The sequence below is a fragment of the Lysobacter fragariae genome (assembly GCF_054779775.1).
The window spans coordinates 160,109-182,967 of record NZ_BAAGXP010000012.1; the positions used below are offsets into that span (position 1 = coordinate 160,109).

Annotated in this window: 19 protein-coding genes; 12 read left to right on the plus strand and 7 right to left on the minus strand. The window is 65.2% G+C overall.

Translation table 11 applies throughout. The features are described 5' to 3' along the window. Positions 1–31 precede the first annotated feature (31 nt). Positions 32–2,941 carry an aminomethyl-transferring glycine dehydrogenase gene (gene gcvP, locus ACYVD7_RS12765; protein WP_460763842.1) on the plus strand — a complete coding sequence of 970 codons (2,910 nt, stop codon included), beginning with the start codon at positions 32–34 and terminating at the stop codon, positions 2,939–2,941. A 96-nt stretch (positions 2,942–3,037) separates the two neighbouring features. Here gcvP and ACYVD7_RS12770 read toward each other — a convergent pair whose 3' ends face one another. Then, positions 3,038–3,235: a hypothetical protein gene (locus ACYVD7_RS12770; protein ID WP_460763845.1), complete on the minus strand. Its 198-nt coding sequence runs from the start codon at positions 3,233–3,235 to the stop codon at positions 3,038–3,040. Positions 3,236–3,640: 405 nt separating this feature from the next. On the opposite strand from ACYVD7_RS12770, the gene ACYVD7_RS12775 reads away from it, so the two are divergent. Next, positions 3,641–4,075 (plus strand): fasciclin domain-containing protein, encoded by a 435-nt coding sequence (locus ACYVD7_RS12775; protein ID WP_460763848.1) that lies wholly within the window; start codon positions 3,641–3,643, stop codon positions 4,073–4,075. 145 nt (positions 4,076–4,220) lie between these two features. On the opposite strand, the gene ACYVD7_RS12780 is transcribed toward ACYVD7_RS12775, so the two are convergent. Then, positions 4,221–6,875: a M1 family metallopeptidase gene (locus ACYVD7_RS12780; protein ID WP_460763852.1), complete on the minus strand. Its 2,655-nt coding sequence runs from the start codon at positions 6,873–6,875 to the stop codon at positions 4,221–4,223. Positions 6,876–7,211: 336 nt separating this feature from the next. Here ACYVD7_RS12780 and ACYVD7_RS12785 point away from each other — a divergent pair, with 336 nt between their 5' ends. The 3 genes from ACYVD7_RS12785 to ACYVD7_RS12795 all read left to right on the plus strand — a co-directional run bounded on the left by ACYVD7_RS12785 (position 7,212) and on the right by ACYVD7_RS12795 (position 9,773). Continuing rightward, the gene (locus ACYVD7_RS12785; protein ID WP_460763855.1) at positions 7,212–8,561 is read left to right on the plus strand and encodes a sensor histidine kinase; all 1,350 of its coding nucleotides are present in this window, start codon (positions 7,212–7,214) and stop codon (positions 8,559–8,561) included. Next, the gene (locus ACYVD7_RS12790) at positions 8,554–9,333 is read left to right on the plus strand and encodes a LytR/AlgR family response regulator transcription factor (protein ID WP_460763857.1); all 780 of its coding nucleotides are present in this window, start codon (positions 8,554–8,556) and stop codon (positions 9,331–9,333) included. The genes ACYVD7_RS12785 and ACYVD7_RS12790 overlap by 8 nt, the downstream gene beginning before the upstream one ends. A gap of 83 nt (positions 9,334–9,416) precedes the next feature. Continuing rightward, entirely contained in the window at positions 9,417–9,773 is a 357-nt protein-coding gene (locus ACYVD7_RS12795) for a hypothetical protein (protein ID WP_460763860.1), read from the plus strand. Positions 9,774–9,825: 52 nt separating this feature from the next. Here the strand turns inward: ACYVD7_RS12795 and ACYVD7_RS12800 are convergent, their stop codons facing one another. Further along, a complete protein-coding gene (locus ACYVD7_RS12800) occupies positions 9,826–11,253 on the minus strand; it encodes an aminotransferase-like domain-containing protein (protein ID WP_460763862.1) in 1,428 nt (475 codons plus the stop codon). Positions 11,254–11,383: 130 nt separating this feature from the next. Here ACYVD7_RS12800 and ACYVD7_RS12805 point away from each other — a divergent pair, with 130 nt between their 5' ends. Continuing rightward, positions 11,384–11,725 carry a hypothetical protein gene (locus ACYVD7_RS12805; protein ID WP_460763865.1) on the plus strand — a complete coding sequence of 114 codons (342 nt, stop codon included), beginning with the start codon at positions 11,384–11,386 and terminating at the stop codon, positions 11,723–11,725. Then, positions 11,722–11,928, plus strand: a complete 207-nt coding sequence (locus ACYVD7_RS12810; protein ID WP_460763867.1) for a DUF2909 domain-containing protein — start codon at positions 11,722–11,724, stop codon at positions 11,926–11,928. Before ACYVD7_RS12805 ends, ACYVD7_RS12810 begins: the two co-directional genes overlap by 4 nt. Positions 11,929–11,943: 15 nt before the next feature. Here the strand turns inward: ACYVD7_RS12810 and ACYVD7_RS12815 are convergent, their stop codons facing one another. After that, positions 11,944–12,612 (minus strand): alpha/beta hydrolase family protein, encoded by a 669-nt coding sequence (locus tag ACYVD7_RS12815; protein WP_460763870.1) that lies wholly within the window; start codon positions 12,610–12,612, stop codon positions 11,944–11,946. Between the two features lie 41 nt (positions 12,613–12,653). Continuing rightward, positions 12,654–13,373 (minus strand): DUF72 domain-containing protein, encoded by a 720-nt coding sequence (locus ACYVD7_RS12820; RefSeq protein ID WP_460763873.1) that lies wholly within the window; start codon positions 13,371–13,373, stop codon positions 12,654–12,656. Between the two features lie 23 nt (positions 13,374–13,396). Between ACYVD7_RS12820 and ligD the strand changes: the two genes are divergently transcribed. The 3 genes from ligD to ACYVD7_RS12835 all read left to right on the plus strand — a co-directional run bounded on the left by ligD (position 13,397) and on the right by ACYVD7_RS12835 (position 18,035). Beyond that, entirely contained in the window at positions 13,397–16,162 is a 2,766-nt protein-coding gene (ligD, locus tag ACYVD7_RS12825) for a DNA ligase D (RefSeq protein ID WP_460763875.1), read from the plus strand. A 106-nt stretch (positions 16,163–16,268) separates the two neighbouring features. Next, positions 16,269–17,183: a non-homologous end joining protein Ku gene (ku, locus tag ACYVD7_RS12830; protein WP_460763878.1), complete on the plus strand. Its 915-nt coding sequence runs from the start codon at positions 16,269–16,271 to the stop codon at positions 17,181–17,183. 15 nt (positions 17,184–17,198) lie between these two features. Further along, positions 17,199–18,035 (plus strand): tetratricopeptide repeat protein, encoded by an 837-nt coding sequence (locus ACYVD7_RS12835; RefSeq protein ID WP_460763880.1) that lies wholly within the window; start codon positions 17,199–17,201, stop codon positions 18,033–18,035. Positions 18,036–18,040: 5 nt separating this feature from the next. Here ACYVD7_RS12835 and ACYVD7_RS12840 read toward each other — a convergent pair whose 3' ends face one another. Both ACYVD7_RS12840 and ACYVD7_RS12845 read right to left on the minus strand, forming a co-directional pair. Further along, on the minus strand, positions 18,041–19,756 hold the full coding sequence (locus ACYVD7_RS12840) for a phosphoethanolamine transferase (protein ID WP_460764232.1): 1,716 nt from the start codon (positions 19,754–19,756) through the stop codon (positions 18,041–18,043). 5 nt (positions 19,757–19,761) lie between these two features. Further along, positions 19,762–20,787 (minus strand): phosphatase PAP2 family protein, encoded by a 1,026-nt coding sequence (locus ACYVD7_RS12845; RefSeq protein WP_460763883.1) that lies wholly within the window; start codon positions 20,785–20,787, stop codon positions 19,762–19,764. Between the two features lie 47 nt (positions 20,788–20,834). Here ACYVD7_RS12845 and ACYVD7_RS12850 point away from each other — a divergent pair, with 47 nt between their 5' ends. Together ACYVD7_RS12850 and ACYVD7_RS12855 are read left to right on the plus strand one after the other, a co-directional pair. Continuing rightward, the gene (locus tag ACYVD7_RS12850; RefSeq protein WP_460763886.1) at positions 20,835–21,560 is read left to right on the plus strand and encodes a response regulator transcription factor; all 726 of its coding nucleotides are present in this window, start codon (positions 20,835–20,837) and stop codon (positions 21,558–21,560) included. Continuing rightward, positions 21,557–22,831: a sensor histidine kinase gene (locus tag ACYVD7_RS12855; protein ID WP_460764234.1), complete on the plus strand. Its 1,275-nt coding sequence runs from the start codon at positions 21,557–21,559 to the stop codon at positions 22,829–22,831. The genes ACYVD7_RS12850 and ACYVD7_RS12855 overlap by 4 nt, the downstream gene beginning before the upstream one ends. The last annotated feature ends 28 nt before the right edge of the window (positions 22,832–22,859 follow it).

Here is a 22,859-nt window from a genome sequence, read left to right on the forward strand (position 1 = left end):
CTTTCACCAAGCCAATTCCGGATGCCCTTCGATGAGCCAGACCCCTGCTTCGCTTCGCGCGCCCAGCCTGCAACAGCTTGAGCACCACGACGCCTTCCTCGAGCGCCATATCGGCCCCAACGACGCCGAGATCGCGCACATGCTGCGCGCCGTCGGCCATGACTCGCTGGATGCGCTGACCAACGCGATCGTTCCCTCGTCGATCAAGTCGGGCAATCCGCTGGCACTCCCGGCACCGATCACTGAAGTCGAAGCCATCGCCAAGATCCGCGCGGTCGCCAACAAGAACCAGGTGTTCAAGTCCTACATCGGCCAGGGCTATTACGGCACGCACACGCCGAACGTCATCCTGCGCAACATCCTCGAGAACCCGGCGTGGTACACGGCCTACACGCCGTACCAGGCCGAGATCTCGCAGGGCCGCATGGAAGCGCTGATCAACTTCCAGCAGATGTGCGCCGACCTCACCGGCATGGAGATCGCCAACGCCTCGCTGCTGGACGAAGCCACCGCCGCCGCCGAGGCGATGACGCTGGCCAAGCGTTCGTGCAAGTCGAAGTCGAACACCTTCTTCGTGTCGAACGGCGTGCACCCGCAGTCGATCGAAGTCATCCGCACCCGCGCCGAACCGCTCGGCATCGAAGTCGTCGTCGGCAACGACGCTGATGCTTTGAACCTCGACACCTTCGGCGTGCTGCTGCAGTACCCGAACACCTTCGGCACTGCGAACGACCATGCCGCGCTGGCTGATGCAGTGCATGCGCGCGGCGGCCTCGTCGCCGTCGCCACCGACCTGCTGGCGCTCACCCTGCTCAAGGCACCGGGCGAATGGGGCGCCGACATCGTCGTCGGCAATTCGCAGCGCTTCGGCGTGCCGTTCGGTTTCGGCGGTCCGCACGCCGCGTTCATGGCCTGCCGCGACGCCTACAAGCGCTCGATGCCGGGCCGCCTCATCGGCGTGTCGATCGATGCCGAAGGCAAGGCCGCGTACCGCCTCACCCTGCAGACGCGCGAGCAGCACATCCGTCGCGAGAAGGCCACGTCCAACATCTGCACCGCGCAGGTGCTGCTGGCGGTGATGGCGTCGATGTACGCCGTCTACCACGGCCCGGAAGGCCTGACCCGCATCGCCCAGCGCACGCATCGCCTCGCTGCGATCCTGGCGGCGGCGCTGGGCAAGGCCGGCGTGGCGGTGGGCGGTGGTTTCTTCGACACCCTGCACGTCACCGGCATCGATGCCGCCGCGATCCACGCGAAAGCCAAGGCCGCGAAGCTCAATCTGCGTGCGCTCGACGGCAACAGCGTGACGATCAGCCTCGATGAAACCACCACGCGCGACGACGTCGCCGCGCTTGCATCGCTGTTCGGCGCTGATGCGTCCAACATCGATGCACTCGATGCCGCCACCGCCGACGCCGTGCCCGCCACGCTCAAGCGCACGAGCGCCTTCCTGACCCACCCGGTCTTCAACACGCACCACAGCGAGCACGAACTGCTGCGCTACATGCGTGCCCTGGCCGACAAGGACCTGGCGATGGATCGCACCATGATCCCGCTGGGCTCGTGCACGATGAAGCTCAACGCCACCGCGGAAATGATCCCGGTGACGTGGCCGGAATTCGGCAACCTGCATCCGCTGGCCCCGGCCGACCAGGCGCTGGGCTACAAGGAACTCATCGACGGCCTGGAAGCGATGCTGGTCGAGTGCACCGGCTACGACGCCGTCAGCCTGCAGCCCAACTCCGGCGCGCAGGGCGAATACGCCGGCCTGCTGGCGATCCGTGCGTACCACCGCTCGCGCGGCGAAGCCCACCGCGATATCTGCCTGATACCCGACTCCGCGCACGGCACCAACCCGGCCTCGGCGCAGATGTGCGGCATGACCGTCGTCGTCACCAAGACCGACAGCAACGGCAACGTCGACGTCGACGACATCCGTCGCAACGCGGAGAAGTACAGCGACCGCCTAGCCGCGATCATGATGACCTACCCGTCCACGCACGGCGTGTTCGAGGAAGAAGTCGTCGAGATCTGCGAGATCATCCACAAGCACGGCGGCCAGGTGTACACCGACGGCGCCAACATGAACGCCCTCGTCGGCGTCGCAAAGCCGGGCAAGTGGGGTTCGGACGTTTCGCACCTCAACCTGCACAAGACCTTCTGCATTCCGCACGGCGGCGGCGGCCCGGGCGTCGGCCCGTGCGCGGTGAAGTCGCACCTCGCGCCCTTCCTGCCGCGTGCGCTGGGCAAAGACGGCCTGCGCACGCAGGGCGTGGGCAACGGCGACGTCGGCATGGTCAGCGCGGCCAGCTTCGGTTCCGCATCGATCCTGCCGATCAGCTGGATGTACATCGTGATGATGGGTGCGGAAGGACTGCGCAAGGCGACGCAGGTTGCGTTGCTCAACGCCAACTACATCGCCAAGCGCCTCGCGCCGCATTACGAGACGCTCTACACCGGTCGTAATGGCCTGGTGGCGCACGAGTGCATCCTCGACCTGCGTCCGCTCAAGGACAGCACGGGCATCTCGGCCGAAGATGTCGCCAAGCGCCTGATCGACTTCGGCTTCCACGCGCCGACGTTGAGCTTCCCGGTCGCCGGCACGCTGATGGTCGAACCGACCGAGTCCGAGTCGCAGCACGAACTCGATCGCTTCATCGACGCGATGATCCAGATTCGCGACGAGATCCGTGCGATCGAAGACGGCCGCCTGGACCGCGAGGACAACCCGCTCAAGCACGCCCCGCACACCGCGACGGCCGTGTCCGCGAGCGAATGGACCCACGCTTACCCGCGCGAGCTCGCCGCGTTCCCGCTGCCGAGCCTGAAGCTGCAGAAGTACTGGCCGCCGGTCGCGCGCGTCGACAACGTCTACGGCGACAAGAACGTCATGTGCGCGTGCATCCCGGTGGATGCGTACAAGGACGAAGTCGAGGCATAAGCCACGGGTTCAACCTGCAGCAGCAAGAAGCCCCGCTCATGCGGGGCTTTTTCTTTGCGCGCCGACCAGTGTCGACCAACGGGTTCGCGTCGCGCATCAGCGCGGATAGGAATGGCGCCGCGACAACTTTATCGGCATGTTGCCATTGACGTGGCGGTTCAACACCAACGCTGCATGTGCGCACGGAAGGGGCCAGCCCTCGTTTTCCGCAGCCTCGATGGCGCCGCGATCACGATTGCCTCCAGCCAAGGCCGCGCTCTGGCGAACGACCCGGTGATTCTTGACGGGATACATCAGAAGTTCCGACTTGAGCGGATGCGGTCCGGTTGGTGCGATCCGACTGGAACGTTTCCGCGTGCCCTTACGGCACACCCAACCTAACATCATTCGCACTCGGGTCTCCGCACTTTCGGACCGAAGGTCTTGTCGAGTCGATGTGATCAGTCGCCATGCACAACCCCGGATAACCGCTTCATGTCGATCGCACGCCGGATCACGAATAAGTAACGGCAATAGGCGCAAGCTGCGCTCGCACTACGACGCACTCGTCGTAACGGCCACTCAGCCGCGCTGCAATCCCCCTCACTCCTCCGCACTGAGCCTCGCGTTCCTGCCACTCGCAGGAGCCACGGCTTCGGCCGCCCTCTATTTCGCACATCCGCGAATCAATCAAAAAAAGGCATTCATTACATGAGCACCATGACCAGCACCCCCAGCACCACCAACCTCATTGATACCGCCGCCGCCAATGGTTCGTTCAAGACCTTCGGCAAGGCCATCGAAACCGCCGGCATGAGCGACACCCTGCGCGGCGCGGGTCCGTTCACCATCTTCGCCCCGACCGACGCGGCGTTCGAAAAGCTGCCGGCCGGCCGCCTGGACAACCTGTTCAAGCCGGAGAACAAGGAAGAACTCGTTTCGCTGCTGAACTACCACCTCGTCAAGGGCCACAAGCTGGTGGCCGACATCGGCAAGTGGGACGCAGCCAAGACGCTCAATGGCCAATCGGCTCCGATCAAGCTGACCGACAACAAGGTCAGCATCGACGGCGCAGTGGTCACCTCGGCCGACATCGGTTCGAGCAACGGCGTCATCCATGGCATCGACAAGGTCAATATCCCGACCAAGCAGTAATGTCATCGCCGTGAGGCCATGAAGCGACGGGGCGTTTGCCCCGTCGTTTTTTGGTTTCCGCTTCAACGCATTTCTGAGTCGCGGCAGGATATGCAACAGCAAAAAAGCCCCGCCAGTGCGGGGCTTTTTCTGGCTGTCTCAGGGCTCAGCCGTGCTTGTCCAGCCAGGCATCGATCGCCGGCAAGCGCTCGCTGCGCACCTTGATGCGGTACTCGATGTTGGCCACTGCCGTGTCCGTCGCGCGACGGGAACTGGCGGCGATGTGCTTGCCCGCGAAATCCCGGAGCTTTTCGATCGTCGCCGGATCCAGCGAACCGCTCGCCAATCCCGGGTAATAGCGACTGATGGACGTCGTGTCGATCTTGGTGTCGACCAGCTCGCGATGCGTGGCGGCAAAGTCGAACCCGAGTTCCGGATGGTGGCTGGCGACGATCGAGATCATCCTCGCGCTGTTGGTCTCGCCGGGCTCGGGCGACAACGCAAGCTCCAGTGCGCGCGTCGCCAGCGCGGGGTCCTCGGCCGAAGACAGCAGGCCATAGAACTGATCCTTCACCAGCGGCGTCGTTTCCGCCAAGGCGGCCGCATGCAGCTTGTCCCACATCAAAGCATCGGCGTGCGTGGCGACGACACCCAGGATGGTCTTGCGCAACGCGGTGGGCATGGCATCGGCGTCGGTGGCACTCGCGGCATACCGACGACGTGCTTCTTCGATCACCGGGGCATCGCCGAGCGAAGCCAGTACACCGATCAGCTGCGTGCGCAGGATGGCGACCGGATCGGCCTCGCCCGCCTTCGCTTCCCAGCCCACGCGCTTGAACACCGGCGACAGCGTCCGGATCGCGAACGCGCGGAATTTCTCCTGCCGCGCCGTATCACCACGATAGTAGTCATCCAGGCCGGAAAGCTGGTCGGCGATGTCGCCCCAGATCTTCGGGTCGGCATCGACCGGTGTCGCCCGGGCGAGCTCCAGGTAGTCCGTCGCCGGGCGCAAGCCCGCCATTCCCAGCGCCCACGCATCGCCCATGAGACCAAGCTGGTCGATCGGATCGAGCTTGGCGAAACCATTGCGGATCGCCGCGAACTGCGGCTGTGAATACAGCGTGCGGTAGTAGCCGCTCTGCCCTGCATTCACGATCACCGGACCACAACCGGGCAGGTCGAGTGTCGCCGAACCACCTTCGATCACCGTGCGCACCGTTTCGCCACCAGCCTGCGCGATCACCGGCACGCGCCATCGCAATGGCTGCTTGTCGGGACGATCCTTGGTGAACTCGCCCTGCGTCAGCTTCACCGTGGTCGTGTTGCCGTCGCACGCGACGGATTCGACGCGGACCAGCGGCACGCCGGGCTGCAAGGTGAAGTCGTGGGCGATGTCGAGAATGGGCTTGCCCGCCGCGGCCTCCACTTCGCGCCACAGGTCGTCCGACACCGTGTTGCCGTATGCGTGCGCCTTCATGTAGTTGCGCACGCCCTCGCGCCAGGCACTCTCGCCGACGAAGCCCTCAAGCATGCGGATGACCGCGCCGCCCTTCTGGTAGGTGATCGAATCGAATGCCTGGCTGGCCTGTTCGACGGTTTCCACGTGCTGCACCACCGGATGCGTGGACGCCACCGCGTCGCGCGACATCGCGCTCTCGCGTCCGTTCACGGTGCCGAGCTTCGTGTTCCATTCCGGATGCAGCTTCGCGGTGGTGCGACCCGCCATCCATGTGGCGAAGCCTTCGTTGAGCCACAGGTCGTCCCACCAGCTCATCGTCACCAGATCGCCGAACCACTGGTGCGCGATCTCGTGTGCGGCAACCGAATACACGCGTTGCTTGTCGGACTGGGTGGAGATGGTCGGGTCCAGCAGCAGCGTGTGTTCGAAGGTGAAGATCGCGCCCCAGTTCTCCATCGCGCCGAAGAACTGGCTGCTGCCGGGCGAAGCGACGTTGTCGAGTTTCGGCAGCGGATAGGGCGTGCCGAAGTAATCGTTGTATTCGCGCAGCACGTCGACGGAGGACTCCAGCGCGAACTTTGCCTGGTCGACCAGGCCGGACTGGGTGACGACGCCGACTTCGGTATTGCCCAGCTTGGTGGCGGCACGTTCGAAATCGCCCACGCTGAAGAACAGCAGGTAGGTCGACATCCTGGGCGACTGGCCGAATTTCACCTGCCGGGTGCCGTTGCCGAGGTCCTTCGTTGCCACGGCCGGCATGTTGCTGACGGCCAGCTGGTTCGACGGCACGGTGGCGGTCAGCGTGAACGTGGCCTTGTAGTTGGGCTCGTCCCACGACGGCATGAACTTGCGCGCATCGGAATTCTCGAACTGCGTGTACAGGGCGCGCTTCTTCCCGGCCTTGGTGTCGTAGTCGATGGCGAACAGGCCATTGGCCTGCGTGCCGATCTTCCCGGTGTAGTCGGTAGTCAACGTGTAGCGGCCCGGTGCCAGCGGCTCGCGGAAGCCGAATGTCGCGGTCTGCGCTTCGGCGTCAATCGATACCTCCGGTGTAAGCGTGCTGCGCGACGCTCCCGCCAGCGTGGTGTTGGCAAACACCATGTCCACCGCGTTCAGCGTGATCGCGGTGGTCGGTTCGAGCACATCGAGCGTGATGGCGACATGCCCGTCGAAGCGCATCGAATCGGCGTGCGGCACCACGGTGAGGTCGTAATGGGTCGGACGCACGGTGCGAGGCAGCTGCGTGGTCGCATCCCTCATCTCCGGTGCCGTGCTGGGCGCGCTGCCCGATGCCGGCTTCGCAAGGACGGGGCCGGTGCCGGCAAGCGCCAGCGCGATAGCAGTGACCAAGGTGCGACGCATGCGATGTCCCGTGCGTAGTGGGCTCAGGCGACCCTATAGCCGGTCCCGTAAGCCGAAGGTGAGTGGAATGGGTCGATGGTGACGGCTATCCGAGGGTCGACCGACCGCCAGAAGTCATGCCCGGATCGACGGCCGTTGCGGATCTGGCTGCGTACGCCCGGAATGGCACCTGTCGGGGCCTCGGCGCACCGGGCGCCGCGCGGCTCGACACCCCAGCCAGCTTCGTCGCGGCTACGGCTGTTTCGTCACCCGGACCCCGTGTTCCGTCGCAAGCCCGCTTCCCACCCGATCACCGCCCGCTATTCTTCGCCGCAACCACGACGACCGGGACCGACCATGCTCCGAAACATCTTCTTCGTCGCCCGGATTGCAATCGCCTGGGGGCTCGCGCTCATCCTGCTGACCTCGTTCTATTCCGAGATCCCCTTTCTCGGTCAGTTCGAGCTGCCGATCGTGCTGTTCACCTTCCTCACCCTCGGCCTGGTCGTCACCAGCGCGTTCTCGCACCTGCGCCGGGTGCGACTGATCGCGGGCTCCGAGCAGGAGGCGCTCGGCAACCGCCAGCGCCGACAGATCGAGATTCCGTTCGAAGCCGGCGAGGCCTTCGACCTGCTGGACGCAGCGATCCGCGAACTTCCGCGCACGCAGGAGATAGAAAGCGCGCGCGACAGCCTGCAGGTGCGCACGAAAGTGCAGCGCCCTGTCACTTACGGCGGCGAGCAGCCATTCGGACGCTTCCACCCGATGTACTGGTTCGGCAGCACGCGCAACCAGATCCTCGCCACGGTTACTCCCGTGAACGGCACCGGCAGCGTCACCCTGATCTGCGAACCGGAAAGCGGCGCGTGGAGCGACTGGTTCCGTGTCGACGATGGCACCAACCTCGAGAACGCCAACGCGATCACCCGCGCCATCACCCGCCGTGTCGCCGAGCGCCGCCGCAATGAACGCGACGCCGCCGAGCAGACCGCGACGGAGAAGGAACTCACGGTGGCCCGCCTCAACCTGTTGCATGCGCAGGTCGAACCGCACTTCCTCTACAACACGCTGGCCAGCGCGCAGTATCTCGCGCGCACTGATCCGCCCCGTGCCGACGAGATGCTCGGCCACCTGATCCAGTACCTGCGCCATTCGTTGCCGCGCACGCAGGACGAGTTGTCGTCTCTGGGCGAGGAGCTCGAGCGCGCCCAGGCGTACCTGGAAATCCTCAAGATCCGCATGGGCCCGCGCCTGGCGTTGAAGATCGACGTGCCCGAATCGCTGCGCGCGACAAAACTGCCGCCGATGATGCTGCAGACCCTCGTGGAGAACGCGATCAAGCACGGCCTTGAGCCGCGCACCGCCGGCGGCAACGTGTGGATCCTGGCGCGCGAAGACGCGGGTGCAGTGTCGATCACGGTCGCCGACGACGGCGAGGGCTTCAACAGCACCGGCAGCGGTACCGGCATCGGCCTGGCGAATGTGCGCGAGCGGCTGCGGCTGGTGTACGGAATGCAGGCGTCGCTGGCCGTGGTCGCCAATTTCCCCAGCGGCGTCGCTGCGACGATCACGGTGCCTGCGGTCGTGCCGGCAACGGCGCCGACCAGTGCAGCGGCTGCTTCGACCGCACCTACTTCAGCAGCAGCCGCTCCAACAGCCGCCGCTTCCACCGTCGCCCCGTTTACCCCGGACCGCAACCATGTCTGATCCCACCGTCATCGTGGCCGAAGACGAAGCACTGCTGCGCCAGTCGCTGGTCGAACAGCTGGCCAAGGCATGGCCGCAACTGGACCTGCTGGCCGAGTGCGAGGATGGCGCCAGTGCGCTGGAAGCCATCGCGCAGCACCAACCCGACGTCGCCTTCCTCGACATCCGCATGCCGGGCCTGAGTGGGCTTGAAGTTGCGGCCGCCACCACGGAAGCCAGCCCGCGCACGCAGATCGTCTTTGTCACCGCCTACGACCAGTACGCCATCGACGCCTTCGATCGTGGCGCGATCGACTACCTGCTCAAGCCGATCGCACCCGAGCGCCTGGCCGCCACCGTGCAGCGCCTGCAGGCGCGGATGGCGAGTAGCAACCACGACGCCGGCGCGCTGGCGCAATTGCTGGAACAGCTGGGCAAGTCACTGCCACGCGCACAGACACAGGCACCGCCGCTCACCTGGCTCACCGCCAGTGCCGGCCGCGAGACGCGCCTGATCCTGATCGACGACGTCGCCTATTTCCGCGCCGACAACAAGTACACCACCGTCGTCACCGCGCAGGGCGAAGCGCTGTTGCGTACACCCATCCGCGAACTGCTGGCGGTACTCGATGCCAGCGTGTTCAAGCAGATCCACCGCTCGACCATCGTCAACCTGAAGGCAATCGCGTTGATCGTGCGCGACGACAGCGGCAAGGGCACGGTCCGGCTGAAGGACCGCCCCGAAACCCTCACCGTCAGTCAGCCCTTCATGACGCTGTTCCGCCACATGTAGTTCCTCGCGAACATCTCCGCGAAAGCGGCTCCACGCAAGTTCGCCGGCCCGCGGCTGCACGCCGCGCAACCAGGAAGTGTCCGATGCGCAACCTCATGACAGCTCTGTATTTCGCACTCTCCCTGTTCGGGTGCGACGATGGCGGCACCACCGTCATCACCCGCTCCAGCGTCGATGGTGTCGACCAACTCCTCACCCAGACGCGCGTCCGACTGGGTGTCGCACGGTTCCAGTGCGTCAGCAGTCGCAGCGGCGAATGCCACTACGCGCTGTTCCCGACGCAGTGCGCGACGCGCGATGGCGGGTGCAGGGCGCATCCGATCGAGCAGTTCGCGATGGCGCCAGGCGATACCCGCGAAGTGGTCGGATTGCCGAAGCGTTTCGACCTGTGCGTGAGCCCGGACGCGGAGTTTGTAAAACCGGACTGCGCGCGGCCGTGACCGGAAACGCGCCTGCTGCGTGACGTGATGTTGCGACACGATGTCGCAGAACTCAGTCCACCGTTGCAGCACCGTGCGCGACCAGCCGTCCCAGCGTCGACAGTGCAGCTTCGACGCGCGCATCCAGCGGATGCCCGCAATTGAGTCGCAGGCAGTGGCCGAAGCCGCGACTCGCTGAAAAGATCGGCCCGGGCGCGATGCTGATGCCCAACTTCAATGCCTCGCGATGCAGCTGCAGCGCATTGGTGCCGTCGGCCAGCTCCAGCCAGAGGAAATAGCCGCCTGCCGGTCGCGTCACCCGTGTTCCCTTGGGGAAGGTGCGCGCGATCGCGGCGATGTATTGCTCCTGCTGCCCGGCGAGCGTCCTGCGCAGGCGCCGCAGGTGGCGGTCGAATCCGCCGCTTTCCAGGTACTTTGCCAATGCGATCTGCGCCGGCACATTGGTGTTCAACGTAGTGGTCAGTTTTCGCCGCGCGATGTCCTGCGCGTACCGTCCCGCCGCGACCCAGCCGATGCGATAGCCCGGCGCGAGGCTCTTGGAGAACGACGAGCAATGCATCACCCGCCCGTCGCGATCGAAGGCCTTGGCCGGTAACGCGCGCTTGTCTGCGTAATGCAGCTCGGCGTAGACATCGTCCTCGATCAGCGGGATGTCGTGCCGGGCCAGCAGCGCCACCAGCGCGTGCTTGCGTTCTTCCGGCATCGTCGCGCCCAGCGGATTCTGGAACGTCGGCATCAACCAGCATGCGCGCGGTGTGTGCCGCGTGATCGCCAGTTCGAGCGCGTCGAGATCGATTCCTTCGCGCGGGTGCGTGGGCACTTCCACCGCGCGCAGCCCGTTGCGCTCCAGCGCCTGCAACGCGGCGTAGAAACACGGCGATTCCACCACCACCGCGTCACCGGGTTTCGTCACCGCCGACACGCACAGGTTCAGCGCTTCCATCGCGCCGTTGGTAATCACGATCTCGTCGACACCTACCTGCATGCCGTCGATCAGGTAGCGCAGCGCGATCTGGCGCCGCAACGCGGCCAGGCCCGGCGTGAGGTCGTCGACGGTGCTCCACGGGTCCAGGTGCAGCGCCGCAGTCGCCATCGCGCGGCCAATGCGGTCCAGCGGAAACAGCAGCGGACTGGCGAACGCGGATCCCAGCGGAACGACGTCGCGCGCCATCGCCGATTGCAGGACTTCGAACACCAGCTCGCTGACATCGACATCGCGCGATTGTCCATCGGGCTGTGAAGCGGCCTCCGGCTCCGGCGGCAGGCGCGGCAGGGAACGGGCGACGTAGTAGCCGGAGCGCGGCTTCGACTGCACCAGTCCGCGCGCCTCCAGCAGGTAGTAGGCCTCGAACACGGTGGCCGGACTGAGCTGGCGCGCAGCGCTGGCCTGGCGCACGGACGGCAGGCGCTCGCCTGGCTTGAGCACGCCAGTGCGGATGGACGCGGCGATGTCCTCGGCCAGGGCCTGGTAGCGCTTCATGCCGTCTCCCCGTCCGTCCGGGTCGCCCCGGGTGCAACTGATATGGTTTTTCTTCCGCAAATTGATTCTATGACAACTGATCCGGTCGACCTAGCATTGACGCCACCCCAATAGACGCTGCAGGCCATCCGTGAACCCCCAGGTCGAATTCAACCTTGCCCTGATCCTGTTCCTACCCTGGTTTTCCATCCTTGCCGTGCTGTTCTGGGTTTATCCACGAGCACCCCGCGGGCCGGCGCGGACGGCCTTCGACACCGGCAGCCTGGTTCTCGCAACCGTCGCCGCGTTCGCGGGCATGCACTGGAGCATGGTCAATGCCGACACGCGGTTCGGCGCCATGTGGAAGCAGATCCTCGCCACCTCGGTCGCCTACGGCCTGTTCCTGCTGGTGATGACCGTGGCCCTGCTCGTGCGCTGGCGCTGGCTGGCCGGTCGCGCGCCGTCCCAACCGCTCAAGGCAGCGACACCATGAAAACGCTGATCGTCCTCGGCTTCCTCGGCCTGATCTTCTACAACCTCGGTGCCGGCCTGTACTACATGCTGGTCGACATGGGCACGACGCGACGCACGGTGAACGCGCTCACGCGTCGCATCGCGCTGTCGATCGCGCTGATCCTGCTCGTCGTCGTCGGGATCGCCACGGGATACATCGAGCCGCACGGCCTGGGCAGATGATCGAAGCGCCGCGGTTCAATGCGCCGCGATCCAACGACTCATCGCGTCGAGCAGCGCGTCGAGCACCTGCGCATCCTTCTTTCCAGACCGTGCGGGCACGTGGAAGGAGTGATCCGCGTCTTCGAACAGTTCCAGCGTCGCCCGCTTGCCCAGGCCCGCGACCACGGGCTGCAGCAGCGCGAGGTCCGCAAGTTCGTCGCGCGTGCCCTGCAGGAACAGCATCGGGGCGGCGACATCGGACAGGTGCGCGGCGCGTTCGTCCGATGACTTGCCCGCGGGATGCAGCGGAAATCCGAAGAACACCAGACCGAGCACTCCAGGCAACGGGATCTCGGCCTGTGCTTGCGACGTCATCCGCCCGCCAAATGACTTGCCACCCGCGAACAACGGTAATCCGGGCATGACGCGCGCGGCTTCCGCGACCGCGGCGCGCACGGCGGCATGCGCAACGCGTGGGGCATCGGGGCGTTTCGAACCCCGTTCCATGTAGGGGAACTGGTAACGCAGCGTGGCGATGTCGCGTGCCGCCAGCCCTTGCGCGGCGGCCTCCATGAACGCATGCGCCATGCCTGCGCCCGCACCATGCGCGAACACGTAGCAGGCACGCGCCTGCGCTGGAAGCAGCAGCAGGCCGGACACCGACTCGGCGGCATCGATTGCAATGGTGATCGGTGTTGCGGCCATCTGTCAGGTTCCTTGCGAGGGCGTCGCGATGACGAGCGGCCTCAGGATTGCGGTGGTGCCGCATGCCCGAGCAACGCGCGGGCATATCCTGGCGCGGTGGGTTCGTGCATGAAGTAGACGTGGACTGTGTCCCAAGACGTGGCCGCCAGGCGCTGCGCCCACTTCGCGAGATCCGCGTCGGAGTATTCCTCCAGCCGCAGGCGGACGTAGCCCCAGGATGCGGTTTCGACGAGCGGTGGTGGCTGATCGTCCTCGCGTTCGGAAAGGCACAGCGCGGCACCCGCGTCCTTCAGGGCGGCGTAGACGTCGTCATCGAACCAGCTGGCGTGGCGGAACTCGAAGGCCGCGCGATGATCTGCGGGCAGGATGCGCAGGAATTCCCCAAGCCGCACGAGATCCTTCTTCAGAAATGGCGGCAACTGGAACAGCACCGGCCCGCGCTTGTCGCCCAACGTGGCCAGGACGCGATAGAGGTAGTCGACCGAATCGGCCGCGGTGTCGGCCTTCAGCCGCGCATCATGGGTAATGCGGCGCGACGCCTTGATCGCGAACCGGAAGCCCGCGGGCGTGGCCGCGGCCCAGTTCTCCAGCACCGACGCACGCGGCATCTGGTAGAAGGTATTGTTGATCTCGACGGCAGGCAGGTGCTGCGCGTAGAACGCGAGCATCGCGTCGGGCTTGATGGCGTCGGGGTAGAAGGTACCCTTCCATTCCTTGAACGCGTAACCGCTAGCGCCCGCCAGCAACCGTGGTGCTGTCATTGGTCCGCCCTGGTGGTAGTGAGATGGCCAAGCTCAGCGAATATTCCGCCAAGCGTCGCTTCGAAGCCACCCCCGAGCCGGCGCCCATCGAGCCGGTGCCGGGCGCCGGGCCCTTGCTGTTCGTCGTGCAGCAGCACGCGGCACGGCAACTTCACTATGACTTCCGGATCGAATGCGACGGCGTGCTGTTCTCGTGGGCCGTGCCGAAGGGGCCCTCGCTGGATCCCGCGGACAAGCGGATGGCGGTGTTCGTGGAGAACCATCCCTACGACTACGCGTCATTCGAGGGCGTGATCCCGCCGAAGCAGTACGGCGCCGGCGAAGTGATCGTCTGGGACTGCGGCGTCTACAGCCCGGACGAGGACGGAACCTGGTTTCACGATCGCGAGCAGGCGCAGCAGCGCGTGCGCGACGGCCTGGCCAACGGCAAGCTGAGCCTGCAGCTGCGGGGCGAAAAGCTGAAGGGTTCGTTCGCGCTGGTACGCACGAAGGAAGCCAAACAGTGGCTGCTGATCAAGCATCGCGACCGGTTCGTGAGTCAGTCGGACGTCACATCGCGCAATCGCTCGGTACTGTCCGGACTGCTGGTGAAGGATCTCAAGTCCGTACCAGCGCATCGCATGCCGGCGTCGGTACTGGCACCGACGGGAGACGCGAGTCCGATGCCATCGCGCCTGTCGCCGATGCTGGCCGATATCGCCGATGCACCATTCAACCATGTCGACTGGATGTGGGAACCCAAGCTGGATGGCTATCGTGTGCTTGCCTTCGTCGACGCGGGCGGTGTGAAGCTGCGCTCACGACGTGGCCTGGAACTGGCAGGCACTTTTCCGAAACTGACCGCCGAGCTGGGCGAACAGGCCGCGGGTGGAATGATCCTGGACGGCGAGATCGTGGCGTTCGACTCGGCAGGCAGACCGTCGTTCAATGCACTTCAGAACCGTTTCCAGCTGAAATCAGCCGTCGATATCGCCAATGCGGATCGCACGGTACCGACAGTGTTCTTCGCATTCGACCTGCTGCATTTCGAAGGCGTCGACCTGCGGTCGCGGCCGTATCGCGACCGGCGTCGCTATCTGTCGCAGTGCCTGCTGCCCTCCCCGCTCGTGCAACTCGTGCATGGTGAGCGCGACGGCAAGGCGATGTTCGATGCGGCGCTGGCCAGCGGCTTCGAGGGAGTGATCGGCAAACGCCTGGACAGCCGTTACGAGGCAGGCAAGCGATCGTCGACCTGGCTGAAGGTGAAACCGCTGCAGAGCGCGGAATTCGTGATCGGCGGTTACACACGCGGAAAGGGTTCGCGTGCCGCGCTGGGGGCACTGCTGGTGGGCTATTGGCAGGATGGCGCGCTGCGATTTGCTTCGGGCGTGGGCTCGGGATTGGACGACCGCATCCTGGCGCAGCTGCAGGAACGGCTCGAACCGCTACGCACGAAGACGCGCCCATTCACCGAGGCGCCCGGCGTCAGCGGCGCGATCACATGGGTCCGTCCGGAACTGGTCGCGGAAGTCAGCTTCCAGCAATGGACGGACGATGAACACCTGCGTTCGCCGGTGTTCCTGCGGCTGCGTGACGATGTCGATGCGACGAAGGTCGCGCGATTGACGGCGGCAACGCCGGACTCCGATGTTCCCGTAAAAGTCGCCAAGCGCTCGCGGGCGAAGGCGGAAGATGCAAAAGATCTTTCGGCGGTCGGACGAGACCGCCCCGACACTGCGTCGCACGACGACATCACGCAGGTCATCGAGCAGCTCGACACCGCGAAGAGCAGCTTCGACCTCGTCATCGGAGCACACAGGATCCGCCTCACCCACCTCGATCGCGTGTATTGGCCAGCGAACGAATCCCTGCAGCAGCCTCCACTGACAAAACGCGACCTTCTGCGCTATCTCGCGCAGGTATCGCCGCTGATGCTGCCGCATCTTGCCGATCGCCCGCTGACGATGATCCGCATGCCAGACGGGATCACCGGGCAGCGTTTCTTCCAGAAGCACTGGCCGCAGGAACGTCCAACGTTCACCCAGACCATCACGGTGTTCTCCGGACACAAGGACGAGGAACACGACTACCTGCTGTGCAACAACCTGCCCACGCTGCTGTGGCTGGCTCAATCGGGAACACTGGAATTCCACGTGTGGCATTCGCGCGCGAAGCTCGCCGCGGATGCGGTGTCGACATCCACCGACTACGCCAGTTCGCTCGAGTCGCTGGAAGCCTCGGTGCTCAACTATCCCGATTACGTGGTCTTCGACATCGACCCGTACATCTATTCCGGCAAGGAGGCCAAGGGCGCGGAGCCTGAACTCAACACGGTCGCCTTCGAGAAGGGCAAGGAGATCGCCTTCGCCCTGCGTGGCCTGTTGCAGGAGATGGGGTTGGACGCGATCGTGAAGACCTCGGGCAAGACCGGACTGCACGTCTTCGTTCCGATCAGGCGGGCCATCGATTTCGACGCCGCCCGCGAAGTGTCCGAACTGGTCAGCCGGCACCTGATGCGCAAGCACCCCAAGGACATCACGATGGAGTGGAGCGTCCCTAAACGTAGTGGAAAGATTTTCATGGACCACAACATGAACGTTCGTGGCAAGACCTTGAACGTGGCGTATTCCCCCCGCGGAGAGGCCGGCGCACCCGTCTCCATGCCACTGACATGGGACGAACTGGCCAACGCACATCCACTGGATTTCCGCATGACCAATGCTATAAAGCACCTCTCGCGCGCAGGCGATCGCTGGAAAGACGCCCTCACCCGCAAACAGGACATCCTGAAGATCCTCGGAAAGCAGTAAGGTCTGGACAATCGTCTGCCGTCATACCGGCGAAGTGAGCAGCCTGCATCCCCACCGCAGACCTGCGCGACACGGTGGTCATGACGACAACATCGGAGAAGCCGTCATGGCTGCACGTTCGATCGCATCGCTCACCGTTTCCTTCGGTCTCGTCGCCATCCCGGTCAAGCTGTACTCGGCGACCGAGTCCAGGGGCGGCATCTCCTTCAACCTGCTGCACAAGACCTGCGGCTCGCGTGTCAGGCAGCAGTACTTCTGCGCGAAGGAAGATGTCCCGATCGGTCGCGACGACATGGTCAAGGGCTACGAGTTCGCCAAGGACCAGTACGTGATGTTCACGCCGGACGAGCTCAAGACGATGGAAGAAGTCGGAACGCATAGCGCGGACATCGTGGAGTTCGTGCCGATAAGTGCCATCGACCCGGTGTACTTCGACAAGGCGTACTACATCGCGCCCGACAAGGGCGGCGCCAAACCCTATGCATTGTTCGCCAAGGCGTTGCGGGAATCCGAGCGCTGCGCGATCGGTCACTGGGCCACGCGCGGCAAGAGCTACATCGTGATGATCCGGCCGGTGGAAGATGGACTGGTGATGCAGCAACTGCTGTACGCCAACGAAGTCCGCGCGATCAGCGAGATCGACATTCCCCGCACCGAAGTGAAGGCCGCCGAACTGAAACTGGCGCAGCAGCTGATCGACTCGCAGAGTTCCAGCACCTTCGACCCCTCCGCCTACAAGGACGACGTCGCCGAGCGAATCGAGGCCGCGGTGCAGAAGAAGGTGGAAGGCCACCAGATCACCCTGGCCGAGGCACCCGAGCGCGGCGGCGCGCAGATCATCGACCTGATGGAAGCATTGCGCGCGAGCCTGGAGAAGAAAGGCGCAGTCCCTGCTGCTGGCAAGGCGACCACTGCGGAAAAGGCGAAGCCAGCACGCAAGCCGGCACGCCAGGCCGCATCCGATGCAAGCAAGGACGCCGATGCCGCCCCGCGCCGCAAGGCCGCCAAGCGCACGAAGTAGGAACCGCACGCACCCATGCATCAATACGGTGTGCGCGATGTCGAAAAACTGCTTCGGCTGCCACGCAGCGCCATCCGTTCGCTGATTGCGGCGGGCTTCGTCTCGCCGGCGCGCGGGCCGCGCAACGCATTCCTGTTCTCCTTCCAGGACCTGATCGTGCTGCGCACCGCACAAGCGCTTTCGAAGGCGAATGTGTCGCATAGACGCATCCTGCGGTCACTGAAGGAGCTGCGAGCACGCCTTCCCGACGAAATGCCGTTGTCCGGATTGAGCATCGGTGCGTTTGCCGACCAGGTGGTCGTGCGCGAAGGCGGCAGTCGCTGGCAGGCGGAATCGGGGCAGTACCTGCTGGCGTTCGAAGGCGATCCGGCGCGAGGTTCGTTGCGGGTGATCGAGCCCGTTGCTGCACTGGCAAAAGAAGACGCCACGACACAAGACGAAGCGGACTGGCACGCCCACGGCATCGCCCTGGAGCGCAGCAATGCCGACAGCGCCGTTCAGGCCTATCGAAAAGCGATTGCTGCCGACCCCGCCCGCCTTGACGCGCGAATCAACCTGGGCCGGTTGCTGCACGAGCTGCAACGTTTCGATGACGCCCTGCAGGTGTATCGGGAGGCGCTCGCCGCCGACATCCGCGATGCATTGCTGCTGTTCAACCTGGGCGTCCTGCTGGACGACATGGAGCGCAGGGACGAAGCCATCGCCGCCTACGAAGCCGCCCTGGCATTGGACGCGGCGCTTGCCGACGCCCACTACAACCTGGCGCTGCTCTTCGAGGAAGTCGATCAGCCGCGCAAGGCGCTGCGCCACATGTCGCAATACCGGCGCCTGACCGGAAACGCGCGCAGCTGACGCGCTTACCGGGTCAGCGGCCCTGGTGTCGGCGTCGGCACTGCCGCCGTTACCGGCCTTTCGCAGCGTGCAAACAGATCCAGCGCCGGCGCGTAGTCGCGCGTGGAGACCTGCAGCAGCCCGAGTACCGAATGGAACAGATTGTCGTGCGTGGCCGGCTTGCGAGCCTCCCCGCGCAGGCAGGATTCATCGATGCCACGGGCAGCCTTCATTCCGGGCGACAGCCACATCACCATCGGCACCTTGGTCTGCGTCTCCGGCGCGATGGCGTAAGGAACGCCATGCAGGAACAGGCCGTTCTCGCCCAGCGATTCGCCGTGGTCGGAGACAAAGATCATTGCGGTATCTCGCTTGCCTTCCTGCGCGGCAAGGAATCCGATCGTTTTGGCGACGAAGGCGTCGGTGGCCAGGATCGCGTTGTCGTACGAGTTGACGACCTGCTGCGATGTGCATTCGCCCAGCTCGGAGGTCTGGCAATCCGGCAGGAAGCGACGCAGGGTCGGCGGGTAGCGCTTGAAGTAGGCCGGCCCGTGATTACCCAGCTGGTGCAGCACCACGACCATGTCGCCCGGCTGCTTGTCGAGCTTTTCCTGCAGGCCGCTCAACAGCACGTCGTCGTGGCAGCCTTCGGACGTGCATACGCCGGGCACGGTGCCGTGCTCGAAGTCGTCGAACGCCAACCCCTCGCAGACGCCCTTGCAGCCGGTCTGATTGTCGCGCCACAACGTCGTGATGCCGGCGTGTTCCAGCGCATGCAGCAGCGACTGTGAATGCTTGATGCGTTCCTTGTCGTAATCGCGACGACCAACCGGCGCGAACATGCATGGCAGCGAGATTTCCGTCGCCGAGCCGCACGCGGTGACGTCGATGAAGTTGATCGGATCGATCGCCTTCAACTGCGGCGTGGTCTGGCGCACGTACCCGTTGAGCCCCCAGTTCTGCGCGCGGACGGTTTCACCCACGACCAGCACCAGCAGGCGCGGCTTCGCGCCGGCGGGCTTTCCGCTCACGCGGGCATCGGCACCCACCGGCGTACGCGGGCGACTGGCGGCGGGCTTGTTGTCGTGCGTGATCACGCGTGCCAGCGAAACGAGGTAGTTGCCAGGCGCGAGCAGGTGGCGAGCATCGCGATGCCCGTGCATGAACCCGGCGATGCCCTGGAAAGATGCCGCGATCGCCACTACGCCCACTAGCAACGCCCCCGCCGCGCAGGCGACACGCGCCAGCACGGCGCGCATCCACGTCCGCCGTGGCTGCACGCGCGCGCGCCACAGCACGATGACCGGCAGTACGCCAAACAGCAGCAGGTCCGGCACGAAGCCCAACGTGATCAGCTCACGCGACTCCTTGACGTCGGTATGCAGGATGTTGCGCAGCATGTCGTCGTCCAGGTACACCATGTACTTGGCCGTGAAATGCGCGGCGACCGCGGTGACCAGCAGCAGCACCGTCAGCGCGGGACGCGCCATGCGGCCGTACAGCAGCATCGACATCAGCAGCGTGTTCACTGCCGCAATCGCGACGAACAGCATGGCCCCCATCCACGCACCGGAGACACCGTGCAGGTCGCCGGTTGCCACGACTTCGCGCCAGAACGCACTGGACGCGGTCAGCGCAAAGAAAACGCCAGCAATGATGCACAGCGCTTCGACGGTCAGTTGCGGACGGAACCCGAGCAGGCGACCCAGACGATCCGGCAGGCGCGGCTGCGCCCGAGTCACATCATTCAATTCGTTTCTCCCACCGCGACCGGAACCTGGCTGGCGTCCGTCTCTGCCGGCGCGGGGACTGGTGCATCCGTGCGGAACAATCGGTACAGGCCGAGCGACGCCATCCAGCAGATTCCCGCGGCCCAGATATCGTGCGAGGCGAAATGGGCGCCGCGCAGCTGCTGATCAAGGCCGAACAGTAGCCCCATGCCGACGCCGAGCGCCAGCCCCCTGAACCGCCACTGCGGTTTTGCCAGCAGGAAGCAGAAGTAGAGCGACATCCACGCATACCCGGCGCTGGCATGCCCGGCCGGAAAGCAGCGCCCGCGCGACAGGCCCAGCGGCCGCAGGGAGATGAGATCCACGTACGGCTTGCTACCACCGTACCGGGTCAGGTCCCACGGGCAATCCATGTTCGACCACGCCTTGATCCAGGCCACCGTCGTGGTGGCCACGAGCACCGCCAGCAACAGGTAGAGCAGCGGCCTGCGCCATTGCTTCAACGAAGCTTTCCGGCGCGCGGCGATCCATGCGACCAACACGCCCAGCCATGCCGCAATGCTCAGGTCGTGCCCCAGCCCATGCATTATGCGATCGGCAAACACCGAGTGCTTGAGCAGCCAGCTGTGACCTTCCCAAGCGTAGATGCGGTCCGCCAGCCACAGGTCCGCGTGGTTCAGCATCAGCACCCACGTGGCCACCGCGAGTACCAGCACCGGAATCCAGAAATGCGTCAGCGCAAAGCGGCGATCGAACGCACGCGGAAGGACGTGATGCACATCCGCGGCGACGTGCTCAACCGCGTGGACGAGCCGGTTTCCCGAAGCCAGCGGCAATCCACCACCGGTTTCGGTGGAACTCGACATGTGAGGATCCTTGGGGACGCACCGCCGGGAATGGCTGCGCCATGCTCGGCGCCGCGATGTCGGAGAGCGGTCGGAGCCGGATTCGGCTTTCGTTAAAAAGCCGTGTACTGCGGTATCGTCGTCACGGTTTGACGAATTCCGACGCGGCCGGCCACCATCGCTCGCCGGCACGGTCATTCGCCGGCACCATCTGACGGCATCGCGAGATCACGAGGGCTCCACGAATGCGGGTGCTGGTCATCGAGGACAACCGCAACCTGGTGGCCAACCTGTTCGACTATTTCGAGTCGCGCGGTTACACGCTCGATGCCGCGCCCGATGGCGTGACCGGCCTGGCCCTGGCTGCGGCCCATGCCTATGACGTGGTGCTGCTGGATTGGATGCTGCCGCGACTGGAAGGCCCGGAGGTGCTTCGTCGCCTGCGCCAGGAAGCGCACAGCGACGTGCCGGTGCTGATGCTCACTGCCCGCGACGAACTGCCCGACAAGATCACCGGCTTCCGCGCTGGCGCCGACGACTACCTGACCAAGCCGTTCGCGTTGCCGGAGCTGGAAGTGCGCATCGAAGCCGTGCTTGCACGCTCGCGTGGCCGCGGCCGCCAGCGCGTGCTGCAGGTGGGCGACCTGCGCTATGACCTGACCACGCTGGAAGTCACCCGCGCCGGGCAACCGCTGCACCTGTATCCGGCGTGCCGCAAGTTGCTGGAGGTGCTGATGCAGGCGAGCCCCGCCACGGTGACGCGCGATCGGCTGGAACAGGCGCTGTGGGGCGACGACCCGCCGGACAAGGACATGCTGCGTTCGCACGTGTACGAACTGCGCCGCAGCGTGGACGGCGCCTTCCCGGTGAAACTGATCCACACGCTGCCACGCGTGGGCTACCGGCTGGCGGAAGTCTCGAACGATGATGCCGCCTCGAACGACACTCCTGCCGACGGGGAGGACGCCTGATGCGTCGTTACAGCCTGCGCACCCGGATGCTGCTGGGCATGTTCGGCTACCTGCTGCTGCTCACGATCGCCGTTGGCATCCACGGCCAGGTGATCAACGAATTCGCCGAACACATGGTGTGGCGACAGCTGCTGAATGCGGAACTGGAACACTTCCTGGAACGGCGTCGCAGCGATCCGGACTACCGCTGGATCGACAGCAGGGCCATCGCGATCCTCGATGGCAGCGCCGGGCATCCGATCCCGCCCGCTTTGCAGGCGCTGGGCCCCGGCCTGCACGACGACATCGAAATGGACGGCTCGATCCGCGCGGTGCTGGTTCGCGAATTCGATGGCAAGCCACTCGTCGTTTCACTCGACATCAGCGCGATGGAAGAGCGCGAGGTCGACATGACGCTCACCATCGCCGGATCGGCGATTACCCTGATGGTACTGCTGGCACTGGCGGTAGCGTGGAGCGTCAATCGCATCATGCGGCCACTCAGCCACGTGGCCGAACAGATCGGCCGCCTTGGCCCCGACCAGGCGAGCCGGGGCGTGGACGTTCCCGATGACGCGAGCACGGAAGTGCTGGTGATCGCCGATGCGCTGAATGCCTACGTGGAGCGGAACCGGCAATTCGTCGAACGCGAGCGCGCCTTCATCGACAGTACCAGCCACGAGTTGCGCACACCCGTGGCGGTGATCGCTGGTGCCGCCGAACTCGCATTGTCCCGGGCCGACGCATCCGATGTCGCGCGCCACCAGCTGGTGCGCATCCAGCGCACCGCACGCGACGTCGAACAACTCATTTCACTGCTGCTGGTGCTGGCCAAGGACCCCGCACGGCTGACCGGCGCAAGCGAACGCTTCGCGCTGGACGAGCTGCTGCCAGAGATCGTCGATGACCATCGCCACCTGGCCCGCGACAAGGACCTCGCGTTCGTCGTCGGCCCATTGCAACGCTGCGACATCATCGCGCCATTGCCCATCGTGCAGGCGGCCATTGGCAATCTGCTGCGCAACGCCATCGAGAACAGCGATCGCGGCCGCATCGTCATCCAGCTCCAGGCGCCGGGCACCGTCATCATCGACGACCCCGGCCACGGCATGACGCCGGAAGAAATCAGCGCGATCTACGCGAAGCTGGCGCGCAGCGACAGCGACCGTGCCGGCGGCGGGATCGGCCTGGACCTGATCGCACGGCTCTGCGATCACCTGGGGTGGTCGCTGGAAATCATCTCCCGGCCGCAGGAAGGGACGCGCACGGTGCTGACCCTGCGTACCGCGTGATCCGGCACGACGCGGGCGGGAGCGATGC